General features: G+C 65.8%; 19 protein-coding genes. 14 read left to right on the top strand and 5 right to left on the bottom strand.

The window, feature by feature from the left end:
* The 11 genes from Q4G50_RS02610 to pyk all read left to right on the top strand — a co-directional run bounded on the left by Q4G50_RS02610 (position 1) and on the right by pyk (position 8,682).
* Positions 1–177, top strand: a complete 177-nt coding sequence (locus Q4G50_RS02610; RefSeq protein ID WP_303376085.1) for a hypothetical protein — start codon at positions 1–3, stop codon at positions 175–177.
* A gap of 24 nt (positions 178–201) precedes the next feature.
* Positions 202–1,434 (top strand): MFS transporter, encoded by a 1,233-nt coding sequence (locus tag Q4G50_RS02615; RefSeq protein ID WP_303376121.1) that lies wholly within the window; start codon positions 202–204, stop codon positions 1,432–1,434.
* Positions 1,435–1,541: 107 nt separating this feature from the next.
* Positions 1,542–2,177 (top strand): imidazole glycerol phosphate synthase subunit HisH, encoded by a 636-nt coding sequence (hisH, locus tag Q4G50_RS02620; protein ID WP_303376086.1) that lies wholly within the window; start codon positions 1,542–1,544, stop codon positions 2,175–2,177.
* A gap of 18 nt (positions 2,178–2,195) precedes the next feature.
* A complete protein-coding gene (gene priA / locus Q4G50_RS02625; protein ID WP_303376087.1) occupies positions 2,196–2,936 on the top strand; it encodes a bifunctional 1-(5-phosphoribosyl)-5-((5-phosphoribosylamino)methylideneamino)imidazole-4-carboxamide isomerase/phosphoribosylanthranilate isomerase PriA in 741 nt (246 codons plus the stop codon).
* Positions 2,936–3,727, top strand: a complete 792-nt coding sequence (locus Q4G50_RS02630; RefSeq protein ID WP_303376088.1) for an inositol monophosphatase — start codon at positions 2,936–2,938, stop codon at positions 3,725–3,727. The genes priA and Q4G50_RS02630 overlap by 1 nt, the downstream gene beginning before the upstream one ends.
* A 16-nt stretch (positions 3,728–3,743) precedes the next feature.
* Positions 3,744–4,508 (top strand): imidazole glycerol phosphate synthase subunit HisF, encoded by a 765-nt coding sequence (hisF, locus tag Q4G50_RS02635; protein WP_303376089.1) that lies wholly within the window; start codon positions 3,744–3,746, stop codon positions 4,506–4,508.
* Positions 4,505–4,858 (top strand): phosphoribosyl-AMP cyclohydrolase, encoded by a 354-nt coding sequence (gene hisI, locus Q4G50_RS02640; RefSeq protein WP_303376090.1) that lies wholly within the window; start codon positions 4,505–4,507, stop codon positions 4,856–4,858. The genes hisF and hisI overlap by 4 nt, the downstream gene beginning before the upstream one ends.
* Positions 4,859–4,860: 2 nt before the next feature.
* Positions 4,861–5,478 carry a TIGR02234 family membrane protein gene (locus Q4G50_RS02645; protein WP_303376091.1) on the top strand — a complete coding sequence of 206 codons (618 nt, stop codon included), beginning with the start codon at positions 4,861–4,863 and terminating at the stop codon, positions 5,476–5,478.
* 57 nt (positions 5,479–5,535) lie between these two features.
* The gene (locus Q4G50_RS02650) at positions 5,536–6,351 is read left to right on the top strand and encodes an indole-3-glycerol-phosphate synthase (protein ID WP_303376092.1); all 816 of its coding nucleotides are present in this window, start codon (positions 5,536–5,538) and stop codon (positions 6,349–6,351) included.
* Between the two features lie 23 nt (positions 6,352–6,374).
* Positions 6,375–7,232, top strand: a complete 858-nt coding sequence (lgt, locus tag Q4G50_RS02655) for a prolipoprotein diacylglyceryl transferase (RefSeq protein ID WP_303376093.1) — start codon at positions 6,375–6,377, stop codon at positions 7,230–7,232.
* A 10-nt stretch (positions 7,233–7,242) separates the two neighbouring features.
* A complete protein-coding gene (gene pyk / locus Q4G50_RS02660) occupies positions 7,243–8,682 on the top strand; it encodes a pyruvate kinase (RefSeq protein WP_303376094.1) in 1,440 nt (479 codons plus the stop codon).
* Positions 8,683–8,750: 68 nt separating this feature from the next.
* Here the strand turns inward: pyk and Q4G50_RS02665 are convergent, their stop codons facing one another.
* The 4 genes from Q4G50_RS02665 to Q4G50_RS02680 form a co-directional block, all read right to left on the bottom strand.
* A complete protein-coding gene (locus Q4G50_RS02665) occupies positions 8,751–11,135 on the bottom strand; it encodes a glycogen/starch/alpha-glucan phosphorylase (RefSeq protein WP_303376095.1) in 2,385 nt (794 codons plus the stop codon).
* A 99-nt stretch (positions 11,136–11,234) separates the two neighbouring features.
* Positions 11,235–12,488 (bottom strand): amidohydrolase, encoded by a 1,254-nt coding sequence (locus tag Q4G50_RS02670; protein WP_303376096.1) that lies wholly within the window; start codon positions 12,486–12,488, stop codon positions 11,235–11,237.
* A gap of 36 nt (positions 12,489–12,524) precedes the next feature.
* Entirely contained in the window at positions 12,525–13,853 is a 1,329-nt protein-coding gene (locus Q4G50_RS02675) for an HNH endonuclease (RefSeq protein WP_303376097.1), read from the bottom strand.
* A gap of 117 nt (positions 13,854–13,970) precedes the next feature.
* Positions 13,971–15,296 (bottom strand): DUF4921 family protein, encoded by a 1,326-nt coding sequence (locus Q4G50_RS02680; protein ID WP_303376098.1) that lies wholly within the window; start codon positions 15,294–15,296, stop codon positions 13,971–13,973.
* A gap of 30 nt (positions 15,297–15,326) precedes the next feature.
* Here Q4G50_RS02680 and Q4G50_RS02685 point away from each other — a divergent pair, with 30 nt between their 5' ends.
* Positions 15,327–15,707 (top strand): hypothetical protein, encoded by a 381-nt coding sequence (locus Q4G50_RS02685; RefSeq protein ID WP_303376099.1) that lies wholly within the window; start codon positions 15,327–15,329, stop codon positions 15,705–15,707.
* On the opposite strand, the gene Q4G50_RS02690 is transcribed toward Q4G50_RS02685, so the two are convergent.
* The gene (locus tag Q4G50_RS02690; protein WP_303376100.1) at positions 15,677–16,765 is read right to left on the bottom strand and encodes a glycerate kinase; all 1,089 of its coding nucleotides are present in this window, start codon (positions 16,763–16,765) and stop codon (positions 15,677–15,679) included. The two genes, Q4G50_RS02685 and Q4G50_RS02690, sit on opposite strands and share 31 nt — an antisense overlap.
* 141 nt (positions 16,766–16,906) lie before the next feature.
* Between Q4G50_RS02690 and gdhA the strand changes: the two genes are divergently transcribed.
* Both gdhA and Q4G50_RS02700 read left to right on the top strand, forming a co-directional pair.
* Positions 16,907–18,250 (top strand): NADP-specific glutamate dehydrogenase, encoded by a 1,344-nt coding sequence (gene gdhA / locus Q4G50_RS02695; RefSeq protein WP_303376101.1) that lies wholly within the window; start codon positions 16,907–16,909, stop codon positions 18,248–18,250.
* Positions 18,251–18,313: 63 nt separating this feature from the next.
* On the top strand, positions 18,314–19,018 hold the full coding sequence (locus Q4G50_RS02700; protein ID WP_303376102.1) for a DivIVA domain-containing protein: 705 nt from the start codon (positions 18,314–18,316) through the stop codon (positions 19,016–19,018).
* Positions 19,019–19,030 lie beyond the last annotated feature (12 nt).

The following is a 19,030-nucleotide window of genomic DNA, read 5'->3' on the forward strand; positions in this document are numbered from 1 at the left end:
ATGGACTCAAGCAGCAACTGGCTGGTGTACCTGCTGTTCATCGTCGCCGGCTTGCTGGTCGGTGCGACCTGGTCGGCCTACCAGTCCGGTAGCCGGCCGTTGACAATATTTCTGGCCCTGTGTGCCGCTGTGGCATTCGTGGGAGCAGTGTTCTGGATGATGGGAGCGATGGAGTAAGTGGCACAGACGAACCTCGACAGCATGTGGAAAGCACCGGGGTTCGTGCCCACCCTTGTCGCGGTCTTCGCGGCCTTCGGTGCGTGGTCCCTGCTGCTACCGGTGATCCCCCTGGCCGCGCTCGACGCGGGTCACTCCGCCACCATCGCCGGTGCCACCACCGGCGTGTTCATGGCGGCGACGGTGATCACCCAGATCTTCACCCCGGCGATGCTGCGCAAGCTGGGCTACAACCCGGTCATGGTGGCCTCTGCTTGCATGCTCGGCGTCCCGGCGCTCGGCCACCTGCTTGACGACGCCGTCTGGGCCCTCCTGCTCTTCTCCGCCCTGCGCGGCATCGGATTCGGCGCGCTCACCGTCGCCGAGTCAGCGCTCATCGCCGAGCTCGTGCCCTCCCGTTTCCTGGGGAAGGCCTCCGGCATGCTCGGCGTGTTCGTCGGCGTGGCCCAGATGCTCTTCCTGCCTTTGGGATTGTGGATGACGGGGCAGTTCGGCTTCGGTTCGGTGTATATCACGGCCGCCGTCGTGGCCCTCATCGCCGCCGTCATGTGCCTGCGTATCCCGCGGATCCGCGCACAGGAAAGGTCGCGTGAGAAGGCGGACGTGTCCATGTGGAAGCTGGTCCTCGTGCCGGCCGTGGCCGTCAACAGCCTGTCGATGAGTTTCGGCGCGGTCTCCTCCTTCCTGCCTGCGGCAGTGCAGGAGCTTGATCCCGTCACCGGTGCCGTCATTGGTGGTGTCATGCTCTCGATCATCGGTGGCGCCGCCATGGCTCTGCGCTACGTCTCCGGCATGGTCGCCGACCGCGTGGGCCGCGCTGGTGTGACCATGATCCCCGGCCAGCTCATGGGTTTTGCGGGCGTCGCGCTCATGGCCCTGGTCATCGCCAATGGCTGGTCCGTGTGGTGGCTGGTGGTGGCCGGCCTGCTGTTCGGTGGTGGTTTCGGTATGGTGCAGAACGAGGCCCTGCTGGAGATGTTCCAGCGTCTGCCCCGCGCCAAGGTCTCCGAAGCCTCCGCCGTGTGGAACATGGCCTATGACGCGGGTACGGGTATCGGTTCCTTCGTCCTCGGCTTCGTCGCCGCCCGCGCCGCCTACTCCGGGGCCTACACCGTGGCTGCGGTCATCGTCGCGATGGGCATCCTGGCCACCGTCATCGACCGCTTCCTCGGCGCGCACCGCGTCACCGAGCACAACAACATCCGTACCCGCCTGCGCCAGATCCACGTGCCCCGTCGTCCCAGGCGCCGGAGGTGAGCCTGATTTTCTTACATCAGGATTTTGGTGACCTGCGGAAACGCGGTCCAGCTTCTTCTCCAGTGTGAGATTTTCAGGCGTTCACTCCGAGGACTACACTTTCCCCCATGGCAAAAACCGTCGCTCTCCTCGACTACGGCTCCGGCAACCTCCGTTCCGCCCATCGGGCACTGGAGAAGGTCGGGGCCGAGGTTACCGTCACCTCGGACCCGCAGATCGCCACTGAGGCCGCCGGGCTGCTGGTCCCCGGCGTCGGCGCTTTCGCCGCCTGCATGGCCGGTCTCAACGCCGTCCACGGGGCGCGCATCATCGGCCAGCGTCTCGCGGGCGGACGCCCGGTGATGGGTATCTGCGTCGGTATGCAGATTCTTTTCGACGAAGGCGATGAGCACGGCGTCCACTCCAAGGGCGCGGGGGAGTGGCCGGGCGCTGTCGAGCGGATCCAGGCCGACATCCTGCCGCACATGGGCTGGAACACGGTCACCCGGGACGCGGACTCGCAGATGTTCGCCCAGCTCTCCGATGAGGAGCGCTTCTACTTCGTCCACTCCTATGGCGTGCGCGAGTGGACCCTTAAGACCGATGACCTGACCACCCCGCCGTCCGTTGCCTGGGCGCAGCACGAGAACGACCGTTTCGTCGCCGCCGTGGAGAACGGCGCGCTGTGGGCCACCCAGTTCCACCCGGAGAAGTCCGGCGATGCGGGCCTGCAGTTGCTGTCCAACTGGGTCGACACTCTCTAAAGGTTAGGATTGACAACCATGAGCGATTTCATCCTTCTTCCCGCCGTTGACGTGGTCGACGGCCAGGCCGTGCGACTTGATCAGGGCGAGGCCGGCACCGAGAAGTCCTACGGCTCCCCGCTGGAGGCCGCGTTGGAGTGGCAGGCGCAGGGCGCTCAGTGGCTGCACTTCGTCGACCTGGACGCCGCCTTCGGCCGCGGCTCCAACCACGAGCTCATGGCGGAGATCACCCGCCAGCTGGACATCAAGGTCGAGCTCACGGGCGGTATCCGCGATGACGCCTCCCTGGAACGGGCACTGGCCACCGGTGCCACCCGTGTCAACATCGGCACCGCCGCCCTGGAGAAGCCTGAGTGGATCGCCGAGGTGCTCGCCTCCCACGGGGATAAGGTCGCGGTCGACATCGCCGTGCGTGAGATCGACGGCGAGTGGCGCACCCGCGGCAACGGTTGGGTCTCCGATGGCGGCGACCTGTGGGAGGTCCTGGAGCGTCTCGACGCCGCGGGTTGTTCCCGCTTCGTCGTCACCGACGTCTCCAAGGACGGCACCCTCGCCGGCCCCAACGTCCAGCTCCTGCGGGAGGTGGCCGCGGCCACCGACGCAAAGATCGTCGCCTCCGGCGGTATTTCCGTGCTTGACGACGTCGTCGAGCTGGCCCAGTACGTCGACGAAGGCATCGATTCCGCCATCATCGGCAAGGCCCTCTACGAGGGACGATTCACGCTGCGGGAGGCACTCGCGGCCGTCGATAAGCAGTAGTGATGGACGCCCGGGAACTGCTCGCTGTCGCGGAAGCGGTGTGCGACGACGCGGAGACGATGTTTATCGCCGGCGTGGGATCCGACCCTGCCGCGATGAAGGACCCGGGCGATTTCGCCACCGAGGTCGACCTGGCGATCGAGGCTTATCTGCGCCAGTCACTCACCCAGTTCACCGGCATCCCCGTGCTGGGGGAGGAGGCCGGGGGCAGCTACAGCCACGACGCCGTGTGGATCGTCGACCCCATCGACGGCACCGCCAACTACGCCGCAGGCAACCCGATGTGTGCGATCCTCATCAGTTTACTTATCGACGACCACCCCGTCGTCGCCCTCACCTCCATGCCTTTACTCGGCCGTCGCCTCACCGCCTACGAGGGCGGGCCGGTACGCCTCAACGGCCGGCCCATCACCCCGCTGAGCGAGGCTGACCAGCTCGTCGCCCAGGTCGGTTTCTCTTCGGTGGCCTCCCAGGTGCGCTCCCAGTTCCCCTCCCTGCTGCGCCAGGGCCTGCTCGCGGAGTTGTCCGCCACCTACCTGCGGCCGCGCATCACCGGCTCCGTCGGCGTTGACCTGGCGTTCACGGCGCAGGGCATCTTCGGTGGGGCGGTGAGTTTCTCCCCGCACGTGTGGGACAACGCCGCTGGCGTCATGCTCATCCGCGCTAACGGCGGCGTGGCCACCGACATTGAGGGAAACGAGTGGACCCCGCGCTCCATCGGTGTGGTGGCGGGTACCGCGCGGGCGCACGAGGCCATCATGAGTACGATGGATGGGATCCTCAATTCCTGACACTGAAAGGGGCGTCATGGCCGTCGCCATCCGCGTCATCCCCTGCCTGGACGTCGACAATGGTCGCGTGGTCAAGGGCGTCAACTTTGCCAACCTCCGCGACGCCGGCGATCCCGTCGAGCTGGCCGCCCGCTACAATCAGGAAGGCGCCGATGAGCTCACCTTCCTCGACGTCTCCGCCTCCAAGGACGGCCGCGGCACCATGCTTGAGGTGGTCAAGCGCACCGCCGAGCAGGTGTTCATCCCGCTGACGGTTGGCGGCGGCGTGCGTTCCGTCGAGGACGTCGACCAGCTGCTGCGCGCGGGTGCCGACAAGGTCTCCGTCAACACCTCCGCCATCGCCCGCCCGGAACTGCTCCGCGAGCTGGCTGACCAGTTCGGCTCCCAGTGCATTGTCCTGTCCGTCGACGCCCGGCGTGCCGCCGAGCAGCCCTCCGGCTTCGAGGTGACCACCCACGGCGGCACCAAGTCCGCAGGCCTGGACGCCATCGAGTGGGCGAAAACCGGTGAGAAGCTCGGCGTCGGTGAGATCCTGCTCAACTCCATGGACGGCGACGGCACCAAGGACGGCTTCGACCTGGAGCTTTTGCGCCTGGTCCGCGAGGCCGTCACCGTCCCCGTCATCGCCTCCGGCGGTGCCGGCGAGGCCGAGCACTTCCCGCCCGCCGTCGACGCAGGCGCCAACGCCGTGCTCGCCGCCACCATCTTCCACTTCGGTGAGGTCACCATCGGCGAGGTCAAGGACGTGCTCGCCGAGGCGGGTCACGAGGTACGCCGATGAGCAACCCGGCCGACTATGAGCTCGACGCCGACATCGCCGCCCGCCTGAAACTTAACGACGCCGGCCTGTTGCCCGCAATCGTCCAGGCCGACGGCACCGGCGAGGTCCTCATGATGGCGTGGATGGACACCCACGCCCTCGCCTACACCCTGGCCACCCGCCGCGGCACCTACTATTCGCGTTCCCGCGACGAGTACTGGATCAAGGGCCTGACCTCAGGCCACACCCAGGAAGTCACCGGCGTGCGCCTCGACTGCGACGGCGACACCGTCCTGGTCACCGTCGAGCAGGTCGGCGGCGCCTGCCACACCGGCGACCGCACCTGCTTCGACGCCGACGAGCTGCTGTAATCATGAAGAATCTGCACCGCTATTCCGCCCTCCTGCTCGCCCTCGCTGCGCTGATCCTCTGGGCGGGCTCCCGCATGCCGTGGATCAACGCCGTGACGTTCGACGACAAGTCCGGCGACGCGACCCACGCCGTCATCGGCGGACTCTGGTCCACCGAGCAGACCGCCGTGGCGTTGCTGCTGCTGGCCGGGGCCGTCGCCGGGCTTGCTTTGCGACGCACCGGCCGCCGCATCATCGGCATCGTCTCCGCACTCGCCGGCATCGGCGCCTCCTGGGCACCGCTGGGCCTGCTCGCCGGGGAACCCGATCCGCGCCGCGTGCATCAGCTGCTGTCCACGGGTGATGAGACCGTCATCTCCTCCTGGGCCGAGATCGCCGGGCTGGACGTCCACACGGCCGGCCCCGCCGTCGCCATGCTGGGCGCAGCACTCGCCCTGTTCGCCGGCGTGCTCCTGGCCATGCGCCCGGGCACGGATTCGGCGAAGATGAACCGCTACGAGAAGAAGCGCAGCCGCGAGGCCAAGATCGCCGAGGATCTCGAGGCGGAACCCGACTCGGGGCGCGTCATGTGGGACGCCCTCGACGCCGACATCGATCCGACGGACACAACCCGGCCCTGATTTCATCGTGAGCAATGTCACGGGATAACCTGAATAGGATCTCGATGGGAGGTGCCGATGAGCGCACGCGACCGGCTTGTCGCCAGCGTCCTCAAGGACGTCGCCGCGCGTGAGGCCGTGGTCTCATTCAAGGAGATCAAGGCCCGTTCCCGCGACACCGACAACACCCGCGACGGTTTCCACGCCCTGCTCCGCAACGGCTGCAGCGTCATCCCGGAAATCAAGCGCGTTGTGCCCGGAAAGACGCTTCTCGACGCCCCCGACACCGACACCTCCGCCATCGCCCACCTGGCCCACGAGTTCGAGCAGGGCGGGGCCCACCTCATCGCCTGCCAGACCGAGCGACTGCGCTTCCACGGCTCACTGCACGACATGCGGGCCGCCCGCGCCGCCGTGGACGTGCCCATGTTCTGCCGCGACATCATCCTCGACCCCTACCAGATCCACGAGGCCCGCTGCTACGGCGCCGACCTGGTTCCCCTGCAGGTCGAACTCCTCGACCAGAACCGTCTGGTCTCGCTGCTCGACCGGATCGAGTCCCTCGGCATGACCGCCGTCCTGGAGGTCCGCAGCCCCGCCGAGGCCGACCGGGCCATGGACGCCGGAGCGCGGGTCGTCGCGGTGAACGCGCGACCGCTGGTGGGCGGGGACGTCGATAAGCAATTGTTCGCCGACATCTCCCCGGGCCTGCCCGAGACCACCGTGCGCATCGCCCTATCCGGGGTCCATTCACCGCGGGACCTGCTCACCTACGCCGCCGCGGGTGCCGACGCCGTCGTCGTCGGCGAGGAACTCATGATGGCCGAGGACCCCGCGCGGCTCACCCGGATGCTTGTCGCCACGGGACAGCATCCCTCCTGCCCCTCCCGCTAGGGACTCTGGCACACTGTTGAATCGTGCAGACCACTATCCTCGCGAACATCCCTTCCCCGCCTCAGGGCGTGTGGTACCTCGGCCCGATTCCGCTGCGCGCCTACGCGATATGCATCATGATCGGCATTCTCCTCGCCCTGTGGGTCACCCACCGCCGCTACACGGCGCGCGGCGGTTCCGCGGACATGGTGTGGGACGCGGCGATCGTGGCCATCCCCGCCGGCATCATCGGTGGCCGGCTCTATCACGTGATCACGGACGCCGATAAGTACTTCTGCGAGACCTGCAACCCCGTCGACGCCCTCAACGTCACAGCCGGTGGTCTGGGCATCTGGGGAGCCGTCGCACTCGGCGCGGTCGGCGTGGCGCTGCTGTTCCGCTGGAAGAAAATCCCCTTGGCGCCCTTCGCCGACGCCGTCGCGCCCGCCATCATCCTGGGTCAGGCCGTCGGACGCCTGGGCAACTGGTTCAACCAGGAGATCTACGGCCGCCCCACCGACGTTCCCTGGGCGCTGGACATCTACTACCGCGTCGACGGCAACGGCGAATTCGCCCCGTTGACCGGCACCTCGACGGGCGAGGTCATCACCTCTGTCCATCCGACGTTCCTTTACGAGCTGCTGTGGAACCTGCTCATCTTCGCCCTGCTCATTTGGATCGACCGCCGCTTCAAGCTGGCGCCGGGCTCCATCTTCGCCCTCTACGTCGCCGGCTACACGCTGGGCCGCTTCTGGATCGAGCTGATGCGCGATGACTCCGCCACCATGATCCTCGGACAGCGCGTCAACACCTGGGTCTCCGCCATTGTGTTCCTCATCGCAATCGGGGTGTTCTGGTGGCTCCAGCGACGCCGACGCGCTGTCGTCAAGGAAACAGAGTAGGTTGGTAGCCGTGTCTAGACGAACCAAGATTGTGTGCACCCTCGGTCCCGCCGTCGCCTCCAAGGACGCCATTCGGCGCCTCGTGGAGGACGGCATGGACGTCGCCCGCCTGAACTTCTCCCACGGTGATCACCCCGATCACGAGCAGAACTACAAGTGGGTCCGCGAGGCCACCGATGTCACCGGCCGCGCCGTCGGCATCCTCGCTGACCTGCAGGGACCCAAGATCCGCCTCGGCCGCTTCATCGACGGAGCCACCGTCTGGGAGACCGGCGAGGTCGTCCGCATCACCGTTGACGATGTGGAGGGCACCCACGACCGCGTGTCCACCACCTACAAGAACCTCGCGCTCGACGCCAAGCCCGGCGACCGCCTGCTTGTCGACGACGGCAAGGTCGGCCTCACCTGCCTCGAAGTCAACGGCAACGACGTCGTCTGCGAGGTCACCGAAGGCGGCCCCGTCTCCAACAACAAGGGCGTCTCCCTGCCCGGCATGGACATCTCTGTCCCGGCCCTGTCCGAGAAGGACATCGCCGATCTCGAGTTCGCCCTTAAGCTGGGTGTCGACTTCATCGCCCTGTCCTTCGTCCGCTCCCCGGCAGACGTCGACCTCGTTCATGAGGTCATGGACCGCGTCGGCCGCCACGTGCCGGTCATCGCCAAGCTGGAGAAGCCCGAGGCCGTCCACGCCCTCGAGTCCATCGTCCTCGCCTTCGACGCCATCATGGTCGCCCGCGGTGATCTCGGCGTCGAGGTTCCCCTCGAGCAGGTCCCGCTGGTGCAGAAGCGCGCCATCCAGATCGCCCGCGAGAACGCCAAGCCGGTCATCGTGGCCACCCAGATGCTCGACTCCATGATCGAGAACTCCACCCCCACCCGCGCCGAGGCCTCCGACGTGGCCAACGCCGTCCTCGACGGTGCCGACGCCGTCATGCTCTCCGGCGAGACCTCCATCGGCGTTGACCCGCACAACGTGGTGCGCACCATGGCGCGCATCGTCACCCAGGCGGAAACCGACGGCCACGTGCCGCCGCTGAGCCACGTCCCGCGCACCAAGCGCGGCGTGATCTCCTACTCCGCCCGCGACATCGCCGAGCGCCTCAACGCCCGCGCACTGGTCTGTTTCACCACCTCCGGTGACACCGCCCGCCGCGTGGCCCGCCTGCACTCGCACCTGCCGCTGCTCGTGTTCACCCCACACCAGGCCGTCCGCTCCCAGCTGGCGCTCACCTGGGGCGCCGAGACCTTCCTCTGCGCCCAGGCCCGCTCCACCGACGACATGATGGCCGAGCTCGACCGCTCCCTGCTCGCCATGGATGACTACCACCGCGACGACATGATGGTCGTCGTCGCCGGCACCCCGCCCGGAGTCTCCGGCAACACCAACATGATCCACGTCCACCTCCTGGGCGAGGACACCAGCTCGCCGACTGCCACGACGCGGAAGTAACGCGGGCGTCGATAAGCGAAAAGGAAGCGGCGGAGAGGATATCCTCTCCGCCGCTTCCTGCGTGCGTACTACTTGGTGATCGGGGTCGGGTCGAGCTTCCAGACCTCACGGGCGTAATCGCCGATGGTGCGGTCGGAGGAGAAACGGCCCGAGGCGCAGATGTTCACCCAGCACATCCGTGCCCAGTGCTGGCGATCTGCGACATAGTCGGCGGCCATGCGGTCGCGGGTCTCGCGGAAGTCCGCGAAGTCACCGAGGACGTAGTAGACGTCCGGGGTCTCCCAGCCGCCGCCGTCGAGAAGCGAGGAACGGATGTCGTGGAACTGGCCGGTGCCGTTGTCGTCCAGGGTGCCGTCGATGAGCGCGTCGAGGGTGCGCTTGAGGCCCGGGACGGTCTCGTAGGCGTGCCACGGGTTGTAGGTGGCGCGCAGCTCCGGCAGCTCCTCCTCGCGGGCACCGAAAATGTAGGCGTTGTCGTCGCCCACGGAATCGTGGATCTCGACGTTCGCGCCGTCCATCGTGCCCAGGGTGAGAGCACCGTTCATCATGAACTTCATGTTGCCGGTACCGGAAGCCTCCTTGCCGGCGGTGGAGATCTGCTCGGAGACGTCGGTCGCCGGGATGATGCGCTCGGCGGGGGAGACGTTGTAGTTCTCCACGAAGACGACCTTGATGGTGTCGTTGACCTCCGGGTCGTTGTTGACCACGTTGGCGATCTCATTGATCAGCTTGATGATGCCCTTCGCGCGGTAGTAACCCGGGGCAGCCTTCGCACCGAAGATGAAGGTGCGCGGCGGGACATCGGTGAGACCGTCCTGCTTGATCCGCAGGTACAGGTCGAGGATGTACAGGGCGTTGAGCAGCTGACGCTTGTACTCATGGAGACGCTTGATCTGGGTGTCGAAGATCGAGTGCGGATCAACCTCGATGCCCTGACGCTCCAGGATCCACTCGGCGAAGTCAGCCTTGTTGGCCTCCTTGATGTCGAGCAGCTCCTGCATGACCGCCTCATCGTCGCCGTAGTGGGCGATCTCCTTGAGCTTGTCCATGTCGGTGACCCACTCATCAGAACCGACCAGGCGGGTGAGCAGGTCGGACAGACGCGGGTTGCACATCTTCAGCCAACGGCGCGGGGTCACACCGTTGGTCTTGTTATTGAACTTCTCCGGCCAGATCGCGTGCCAGTCGCCGAGGGTGTCACGCTTGATGATCTCGGTGTGCAGCGCGGCGACACCGTTGATGGAGTAGGCGGCGTAGCAGGCGATCCACGCCATGTGGACGTGACCGTCCTGGACCGGGGCCATACGGTTGATGGTCTCCTCGTCCAGGCCGCGCTCGCGCAGGTCATCGCGGAAACGACGGTCGATCTCGACGGTGAGCTCCCACACGCGGCCGAAGAGCTGTTGGAAGATCGAGACGTTCCACTGCTCGAGGGCCTCCACCAGCACGGTGTGGTTGGTGTAGGCGAAAGTTTTGGTGACGATGTCCCAGGCATCCTCCCAGGTCATCTCGTGCTCGTCGAGCAGCAGACGCATGAGCTCCGGAATGGCGAGCACCGGGTGGGTGTCATTGAGCTGGATGGAGTTGAACTCGGCGAAAGACGCCAGGTCACCGTGGTTCTCCAGGTGCGACTCGATCATCGCCTGCAGGGAAGCGGAGACGAAGAAGTACTGCTGGCGCACACGCAGCACCTTGCCGGCGTAGGTGGTGTCGTTCGGGTAGAGCACGCGGCACAGATCCATGACAGCCTCGCGCTCGACGATGGCGTCGGTGAAGCGCTGGGAGTTGAAGGCGTCGTAGTCGAACTCCTCCATCGGCTCGGCCTTCCACAGGCGCAGAGTACCGACGTTGTCAGTGCCGTAGCCCGTGATCGGCATGTCATAGGGCACCGCGCGCACGGTCATGTCATCGAACTGGACGATGCGCGGCTGCTCCTCACGGCGGATGTAGAACGGGTAGCCGTTCTCCTTCCACGCGTCCGGCTTCTCCGTCTGGAAACCGTTGTCGAAGGCCTGCTTGAACAGCCCATAGCGGTAGAGGATGCCATAGCCGGTGACCGGCAGATCCTGGGTCGCGGAGGAATCCAGGAAGCAAGCAGCGAGGCGGCCGAGGCCACCGTTGCCCAGGGCAGCGTCATTCTCCGCCTCCAGCACGTCACCGAGCTCATGGCCCAGTTCACGGACCGACTCGGCGGCTTCCTCGACCATCTCCAGGTTGGTGAGGTTGTTGAGCAGAGCACGACCCATGAGGAACTCGGCCGAGAAGTAGTGCTGCTGGCGGACGCCTGCGTAGGCGGCGGTGGTGGCCTCCCACTTATCGGCGATCTGCTCCATCACGCCGCGGGACAGGCCGAACCAGAACTTGTAGTCGGTGGCACTCTCCGGTGAGGCGCCAGATGCTGCGCGGACATGGCCGCCAACGGTCGTGTTCAGCGCGGGCAGGGTGTCGCTCATGTGGATTGCTCCTGGATGGTTGTTAATAGGCAACATGATTCAGGGCTGCCTCAGACAGCCGCTTGTCCCAGCATATAGGCAGGCAGGTTGTTCCGCGCCTCAGCGTCCGAGATACGTCAATACACCAGCGGCAGCCGCCTTGGTGGTGGCGTCCACCGTGGGCTCATACTCGGGAAGGAAGGTGTTCATGTGGTTCACAGGAACATCCTGTTTCACCCGATTCTCCGCGACTGCCTTATCCCACAGAGCCTGCGGGGTGCAGCCCACCACCCAGTACATGTAAGGAGCGCCGAAGGCCAAGGGGATGTTCGCGAAATCCTCCGACACCGTCGTGCGCTTCGCGTCCACCGAGTCCGGGCCGAAAACCTTATTGAAAATCGGCCGGACTGTGTCGAACACGCCCTGATCATTATCGACGAGCTCGCCGTGGCCGAAGAATTCGAAGGTCGGCTCGTCCTCGCTTCCCGACGCCACGCACTCCGCCTCCACGACCCGCCTAATGGCCGCGTACACACGGCGCTTCGTGGTCTCATCGTAGAAACGGCAGTTGAGGATCAGCTCAGCCGAATCCGGAATGATGTTGTTGGTGGTGCCGGCGCGTAGCGAACCCACCGAGATCACGGCGAAATCATTCGGGTCAACGGCCCGCCCCACGATGCCCTGCAGGCGGATGACCACCATCGCGGCGATGTACGTCGGATCCACCGCGTTATGCGGCATCGAACCATGGGCCGACTTGCCCGGGATGGTGATCCGGATTGAGTCGCACGCAGCGAACTGGGGGCCCGGCATGGTCTGCACCTGCCCGGCACGGCCCGGCATGATGTGCTGGCCCAGGCACACGTCGGGGCGGGGGATGCGGGTAACCAGGCCATCAGCGACCATGGCAGCCGCACCCTCACCCGTTTCCTCCGCCGGCTGGAACAAGGCAATGAAAGTGCCGGACCAGGACTCCCGGTGGGCGTCAAGCAGCGCGCACGCACCGAGGAGGGCAGTGGTGTGCATGTCGTGGCCACAGGCATGCATGACCCCCGTCTGCTTCCCGTCCGCCGTCGGGCGCACCCGCGTGGAGGCGAAGGGGACTCCCGTTTCCTCCTTGATGGGCAACGCGTCAAAATCTGCGCGGAACAAGGCGGTGGGTCCGTCGCCATTGCGGAAGATGGCGACGATGCCATAACCACCGATGTGGGTTTGCACTTCACAGTCGAAGTCCGCGAGTTTGCGGGCGATCTTCTCCGCGGTCTCATACTCATGGCCGGACAGCTCCGGGCGCTCGTGCAGATCCTCGTAAAAGGACTGCTGCCAGGACAGATCGGCGGAATGTTGGGTGAGTAGGCGGGAAATGTCGCTCATGGGGTGTTTCTTCAGACTCCTCAAGGGGGTTGATGATCATTCGGGTTCAACTCTAGTGGACAGGTCAAGGGGGTCAGATGCGCGCACGTGCGCGCTTTCGGGGAACACAGGATCGTCGAAGGAGTGCGCGTGCTCCCACGTGTTGAGCAGGTGCTCATCGCCGCGCGGGACCGGGCCGGCGAAGTAGCTGTCGGAGTTCAAGCCCATGAACTCATCCGGGATCGGCGGTTGGTGGTGCGCGGAGGTCCAGGATTCTCCGCCGGGGAAACGGAAGCGCAGCAGGGCGGGGTCAATGTTGTCGGGGACGATCGTGAGCTCACCGCTGGTGATCATGGCGTGGTGCGTTGAACACAGGGGTATGAGGTTGTCCAGGTCCGTCGTGCCTCCGGAGGCCCAACCGACGATGTGGTGGAACTGCAGCCAGCGGGTGTGGCCGCATCCCGGGGTGGCGCACCGGTGGTTCCAGCGGGTCAACAACGCCTTGGCCTGGGCGGCACCAACCAGGCGGGAGCTGCGCCCGAGGTGGAGGATGCGCCCGCCGGCCCCGCGGATCTGGATGGAAAGGAAGCCGTTGATGATGCTGCGCAGCAGATCCCGGCCCTCTGCGGCCGGCTGGAAGGGGAGACGAGCGGTGTCATCGGTGTCGACGATGATGTTGACCTGCGCGCCAGGCGCCGTAGTGGAGGCCGTGGGGTTGGCGCGGGCCAGATTGATCAGTTGGCGGAAAGAGCCGAACAGGCTGGTGGCGACGGGCACGCCGAAGCGAGTGTTGGATGAGTCCGGTCCCTCCGGCTTTTCCTCCTTCTCCTTATCAGCGGAGAGTTCGGCGGCCTTGAGCCCCGCGAGGAACTCGGCGCCGACCTCCGGGTCGAGGGTGCCCCACAGCTTGACCTGGCCGGTATCGGGGCACACGGTGACCGAGAGCTTGTTCGCCGGGCGGGGTTTAGGCCCGCCGACGCGAGGCTTACCGGCCAGCAGGGATTCCAGCTCCGTGACGGTGTGGAGGCGGGCGAGCTCGACGAGCTCATGCTCGTTATCAAGGGTCAGGTACTTCAGCAGCAGCCGAACTTTGGAGTAGCTGACGTCACCGCGCAGAAAGGCCTCGGTGAGGTAGAAGAACGCCCGGATCTTGCGGCCCACGTTGAGGTACTCCTGGGCGGCGCGCGGGGATATGCCCTGGGTGCGCACCATCCAGGCGGTGGTGTTCGAAGCGCCGTGCGAACGAGCGAGGTCGCGGAAATCAAACTCGGCGACGGAGGTGATGAAGGCGGCCTTGGAGCGGGTCAGTGTCTGGTTGGCGGTGGTGATGGATGCGGTTAGGGTGTGATCGTCGAGTGTGGATAAGTCCGTGCTGGTAGCCAGCATGATGTCCCCCGGATATGTCGAAGTTGTGTTCGATAATTTCGACAGTAGCATGCCTGTTCGACATTACGCAAGGGGTAGTTTTGTGCACGGAAAAAGCGCGCACGTGCGCGCTTTTCGTTAGTGCAACAACGGGTTGTAGAGCAGGGAATTGCGCTGCGCGGAGCACTCGGTGGCGATCTTGATGTCCTGGGCGATTTTCCCTTCGTCGCGAAGCTGGTACATCGCGGACACCATCCGGTCGCGCACATTGTCCGGGGACAGCGTGTTGACGAAGATCTTGGTGCCACCCTCGAAACCGGCGAGCGTCGATACGCGCCACTTGATGTTCACCCGCCAGGGCATGGGCAGATCAAGGTCGACGGGACGGTGGTGCCATTCCTCATTGACGGCCACATCCGGGCCGGTCGCCGCGTGACAGGCGTGGATGAGGTCGCTCATCGCGCGGATCTCATCGTTGGACTGCAGCCACGGCTCAGGCGTCGCCGAGCGGGAGTAGATCGTCAGGGTGGGGTAGCGGTGCCCGAATCCGGCGTGGACGACGGCGTGCTCATTCTCCGCGATGATGAGGTTGCGGTACCCGGCGTAGTCCACACCCCACTCGTTGTAGATGTTGTGGTTCATACGGAGGCGGGCGATCTCCAGCTCGGCCTGGACGGAGCGGGCGTCGATAGCCACCAGTTGCTTGTGCAGATGGTCGAAGGACGCACCCGCAGGCGCCAACCAGTTCTGGAAGGCCGCGACGTACGGGGCGTAGCGGTTGCGCTGGTAGAGATCGTCGATGCCATCAATGGTGAACAGCGTGAACGCGAAGTGCTCGTCAGGGGTCAACGTGCCGGAGGCGGCCAGTTCATTGTCGTGGGTGGCTTCGTCGGTGAAGTGACGGCGCGCGATGATGACATCGTGCCCGCCGCCGAAATAGGCGGGGACGTAGTCGAGCAATTCCTCTTCGCTGAGGTCAGCGGACTTGCCGCCGGCGGTCAGACGCGTGCGGACAATGTCCAGGACGTGGGCGCGGCCTGCCGGATCCGCTAGGTAGGTGGCCATGCGCTGCGAGGACTCGGCGTCCATTTCGTAGCCGTAGTTCTTGGCCCAGTAGTCGTAGGAGATGATCTCGAAAAGGTTGGGGACGCGGCGGAAAGCGGGCACGGTGTCGTCGAGTTCATGGGGGAGCAGGCCGTGCAGGATCTTCCACTCGGAGCCTTCGCGGACCATGCGCGCTTTCTCGGGCGGGGTGGCCAGTGGGGTGGCGGCGCAGAATGCGCAGCGGTGCTCGCGGTCGTGCGGGCCCAGCGGTGCCGGGTCGACGGCGGGCTTGGACAGGGGCCGGTTCCCGCGGCCGGGTACGGTCCATACCTCGGTTCCGGAGAACGGGTTGACCTGTTTGATCGTGCCGTCGGCCATGATGGTGATGGGATCGCGGTGAGCATTGGCGGGAAGGTTCATACACACCAGGTTATTGGCTAGTCTTTCCTCATGCCTGCAATCCAGTTCGATGTCCTCATTCCCGACTCCGCCGCCCTTGAGCTCCAGGGGATCTTCGAGAATGCGATGGCCAAGCTTATCGACGCCGGCAAGCTCACCGCCGCGACCGTCACCCACGATCACACCCCCACGTTGTACGAGGGCGTCGAAGAAGGCCTGCGGGAGGACCGCGATGATCTCCACGACGCGCAGGTCCACCGCTACCTCATCCGCGTGGAGGGCCAGACCGGTTCCATGAACCAGCTGGCCATGGTCCTGTCCCGCTTCCTCACCCCGCAGGCGGACCTACCGCGGGACGCCGTGCTGCTCGAGCAGGAGCGGAATTACGAGGTCGACGCGACCTACCCTTGGGCGGTGGAGATTCGCAGGTAGTCGGCGGCGATCTGGGCGCCGGCGTCGAAAAGCTGCTTCTCGACGTCGCGTGGCTCACCCATCGCCACCGTGAGAACGTCCCCGCCGGGGTCGACGTCGATACGCCCGGCCACGATGCCGAGCGTGGCGTCGGTACCGGAAACGAGGTCCGCCACCGTGCCGACGACCTTGCCCGTCAGCGACTGGGAATCGAAAGCACCCTCGCCGGTGATCACCAACTGAGCCTGCGGGATCGCCTCTGTCAGACCCAGGGCATCGGCGACCAGCGGCGCGCCGGGCAGGACATGGATGTGATCGGACGTGCCGTGCAGCATCGTCGACAACCAGTACAGGCCCACCGGGACCGCGCCGGCGGCGCCGAAACCGGGGGTCTGCGGGTCGATGCCGAGTGTTTCGGCGGTGTGGGTGAGGGCGGCGTCGAGAAGCAAGACATCCTCGGCGGACGCACCTTTCTGCGGCGCGTAGACGGTGGCAGCCTCGGGGACGGTCGCGGAGACATCGGTGAGCAGCACCCACTCGAGCGCGGCGGCCGGGATGTTGAGCTGCGCGGTGTCGATGCTAGCGAGATCGCCGAGGGAGCCGCCGCCCTTGGGCAGCGAGTAGCCCTCCGCGTTGAGGGGCGTGGCGCCCAGCGCGACGAGGATGCCGGTGCCGGCGTCGGAAGTAGCGGAACCACCCAGGCACAACACGATGCGGGAAGCACCGCGGGTCTGCGCGTCAGCGATGAGCACACCCGTGCCGTAGGTGTCACCGCTCAGCGGAACCTTGTTGTCCGCGACCGCGGGGAGACCGGAGGCGGCGGAGATATCGATATAGGCGGTAGAGCCGTCGAAGACATAGGAAGCCTCGGTGAGACGGCCCGCGGCGTCCGTGGTGGGCAAGGTGATCGTCTCGCCGGCGAAGGTGGCGGCCGTGCCTTCACCCCCGTCAGCCATGGGGGCGAGTGTGATCTCGGCGTCCCGGATGATCGAGCGGACACCCTCCCCGAGCAGGTGTGCGGCCTGCTCGGCGGTGGCAGTGCCCTTGAAGGAGTCGGGGGCGATGATGATATGGACCATGGGGCCCAAGTCTAGGGGGTAGGGTGAGTGACGCATTCAACTCGCCGGTGACTTGCATGGACGCCGTCTCGCGTGAAAACTGTTAGCCGTTAGAAAAGCCACCCCCAGGCAGCCCGCGACTGCGGGCCGGAAAGGACTCGTATGTCGATCGACGAGCAGGTCTCCTCCTACTACAACATGCTCCTCAAGCGGAACGCAGGAGAACCGGAGTTCCACCAGGCAGTCGCAGAAGTGCTCGCCTCCCTCAAGATCGTGCTGGAGAAGGATCCGCACTACGCGGACTACGGCCTCATCCAGCGCCTCTGCGAGCCGGAGCGTCAGCTCATCTTCCGCGTGCCGTGGATCGACGACAACGGCGTCGTACAGGTCAACCGCGGCTTCCGCGTCCAGTTCAACTCCGCACTGGGCCCCTACAAGGGTGGTCTGCGTTTCCACCCCTCGGTCAACCTGGGCATCATCAAGTTCCTGGGCTTCGAGCAGATCTTCAAGAACTCCCTGACCGGCCTGCCCATCGGCGGCGGCAAGGGCGGCTCCGACTTCGACCCCAAGGGCAAGTCCGAGCTCGAGGTCATGCGCTTCTGCCAGTCCTTCATGACCGAGCTGCACAACCACATCGGTGAGTACAAGGACGTGCCCGCCGGTGACATCGGTGTCGGCGGCCGCGAGGTCGGTTTCCTCTTCGGTCAGTACCGTCGTCTGGCCGGTCAGCACGAGTCCGGTGTGCTCACCGGCAAGGGTCTCGCCTGGGGTGGCTCCCTCGTGCGCACCGAGGCAACCGGCTACGGCTGCGTCTACCTCACACAGGAGATGATGCGTGCCCACGGTGCCGACATGTCCGGCGCCAAGGTCATCGTCTCCGGTTCCGGCAACGTGGCCATCTACGCCACGCAGAAGGCCCAGGAATTGGGCGCCACCGTCATCGGTATGTCCGACTCCTCCGGCTGGATCCATGCCCCCAACGGCATTGACGTCGAGCTGCTCCGGGACATCAAGGAGAACCGCCGCGAGCGCATCAACTGCTACGCGGAGGAAGCCGCGGGCGTCACCTTCCACGCCGAGGGCTCCATCTGGGACCTCCCGGCCGACGTCGCCCTGCCGTGCGCTACCCAGAACGAGCTCAACGGCGACCACGCCCGCACCCTGGCCGACAACGGTGTTCGCTTCGTCGCGGAGGGCGCGAACATGCCCTCTACCCCGGAGGCCATCGAGGTCTTCCGCGAGAAGGGCATTCACTTCGCGCCCGGCAAGGCCGCCAACGCCGGTGGTGTGGCCACCTCCGCCCTGGAGATGCAGCAGAACGCCTCCCGTGACTCCTGGTCCTTCGAGTACACCGACCAGCGCCTGCACAAGATCATGTCGAAGATCTTCCGCACCATGTCCCGTACCGCCGAGGAGTACGGCCGCGAGGGGGACTACGTCACCGGCGCCAACATCGCCGGCTTCAAGAAGACCGCGGACGCGATGCTCGCCCAGGGTGTCATCTAACATCTGACACTCCATACCTGGCCCTGCCGCACATTCTGTGGTGGGGCCAGTATCGTTTGAGGCATGTATAGAGTCTTCGAAGCCCTGGACGAGCTCAACCAGACCGTGGAGCAGGCCTATGGCGTGCCCATGACCTCCAACTGCATGGTGCCGCGCAACGACACCCTCGCGCTTCTCGACGATCTCCGCAACGCCCTGCCCGTCGAAATCGACGATGCGCAGGACGTTCTGGACAAGCAGGAGGAGATCCTCCGCGGCGCCGAGGACCGCGCCCGCGAGATGATCGCCGACGCCGAGGCTCAGGCCCATGAGATCCTCACCCGCGCGCAGGCCGACTCCGACCACATGGTCGACGACGCCCAGCGCCACGCCACCAACCTCGTCGCCAAGGCGGAGGAGGACGTGGAGCACATGATCACCTCGGCGCGTCGAGAAGCAGAGGACACCGTGCACCGCGCGCAGGCCGAGTCCGACCGCCTCGTGGAGGAAGGCAACGCCTCCTACCGCCGCAGCGTGGACGAGGGTGTCGCCGAGCAGGAACGCCTGGTCTCCGAGGCGGAGGTCGTGCGCCGCGCGAATGAGGAGGCACACCGCATCGTCGATACCGCGCACGCCGAGTCCGAGCGTCTGCGCTCCGAGGCCGACCAGTTCGTCGACGGCAAGCTCTCTGAGTTCGAGGGCGCGCTCAACGAGGTACTGCGCACCGTCTCACGCGACCGCCAGGCCCTGCGCCGGGGCGCGGGTGTGTCGCGGCGCCGAAGTGAGTAGGCTCTGACACGC

It is taken from the genome of Corynebacterium sp., assembly GCF_030538285.1.
Taxonomy (GTDB): Bacteria; Actinomycetota; Actinomycetes; order Mycobacteriales; family Mycobacteriaceae; genus Corynebacterium.

Excerpts from the sequence above, each read along its gene's own strand:
- Q4G50_RS02610 (WP_303376085.1), top strand. The coding sequence starts at position 1 with ATGGACTCAAGCAGCAACTGGCTGGTGTACCTGCTGTTCATCGTCGCC.
- Q4G50_RS02615 (WP_303376121.1), top strand. The coding sequence starts at position 202 with ATGTGGAAAGCACCGGGGTTCGTGCCCACCCTTGTCGCGGTCTTCGCG.
- hisH (WP_303376086.1), top strand. The coding sequence starts at position 1,542 with ATGGCAAAAACCGTCGCTCTCCTCGACTACGGCTCCGGCAACCTCCGT.
- priA (WP_303376087.1), top strand. The coding sequence starts at position 2,196 with ATGAGCGATTTCATCCTTCTTCCCGCCGTTGACGTGGTCGACGGCCAG.
- hisF (WP_303376089.1), top strand. The coding sequence starts at position 3,744 with ATGGCCGTCGCCATCCGCGTCATCCCCTGCCTGGACGTCGACAATGGT.
- hisI (WP_303376090.1), top strand. The coding sequence starts at position 4,505 with ATGAGCAACCCGGCCGACTATGAGCTCGACGCCGACATCGCCGCCCGC.
- Q4G50_RS02645 (WP_303376091.1), top strand. The coding sequence starts at position 4,861 with ATGAAGAATCTGCACCGCTATTCCGCCCTCCTGCTCGCCCTCGCTGCG.
- Q4G50_RS02650 (WP_303376092.1), top strand. The coding sequence starts at position 5,536 with ATGAGCGCACGCGACCGGCTTGTCGCCAGCGTCCTCAAGGACGTCGCC.
- Q4G50_RS02665 (WP_303376095.1), bottom strand. The coding sequence starts at position 11,135 with ATGAGCGACACCCTGCCCGCGCTGAACACGACCGTTGGCGGCCATGTC.
- Q4G50_RS02670 (WP_303376096.1), bottom strand. The coding sequence starts at position 12,488 with ATGAGCGACATTTCCCGCCTACTCACCCAACATTCCGCCGATCTGTCC.
- Q4G50_RS02675 (WP_303376097.1), bottom strand. The coding sequence starts at position 13,853 with ATGCTGGCTACCAGCACGGACTTATCCACACTCGACGATCACACCCTA.
- Q4G50_RS02680 (WP_303376098.1), bottom strand. The coding sequence starts at position 15,296 with ATGAACCTTCCCGCCAATGCTCACCGCGATCCCATCACCATCATGGCC.
- Q4G50_RS02685 (WP_303376099.1), top strand. The coding sequence starts at position 15,327 with ATGCCTGCAATCCAGTTCGATGTCCTCATTCCCGACTCCGCCGCCCTT.
- Q4G50_RS02690 (WP_303376100.1), bottom strand. The coding sequence starts at position 16,765 with ATGGTCCATATCATCATCGCCCCCGACTCCTTCAAGGGCACTGCCACC.
- gdhA (WP_303376101.1), top strand. The coding sequence starts at position 16,907 with ATGTCGATCGACGAGCAGGTCTCCTCCTACTACAACATGCTCCTCAAG.
- Q4G50_RS02700 (WP_303376102.1), top strand. The coding sequence starts at position 18,314 with ATGTATAGAGTCTTCGAAGCCCTGGACGAGCTCAACCAGACCGTGGAG.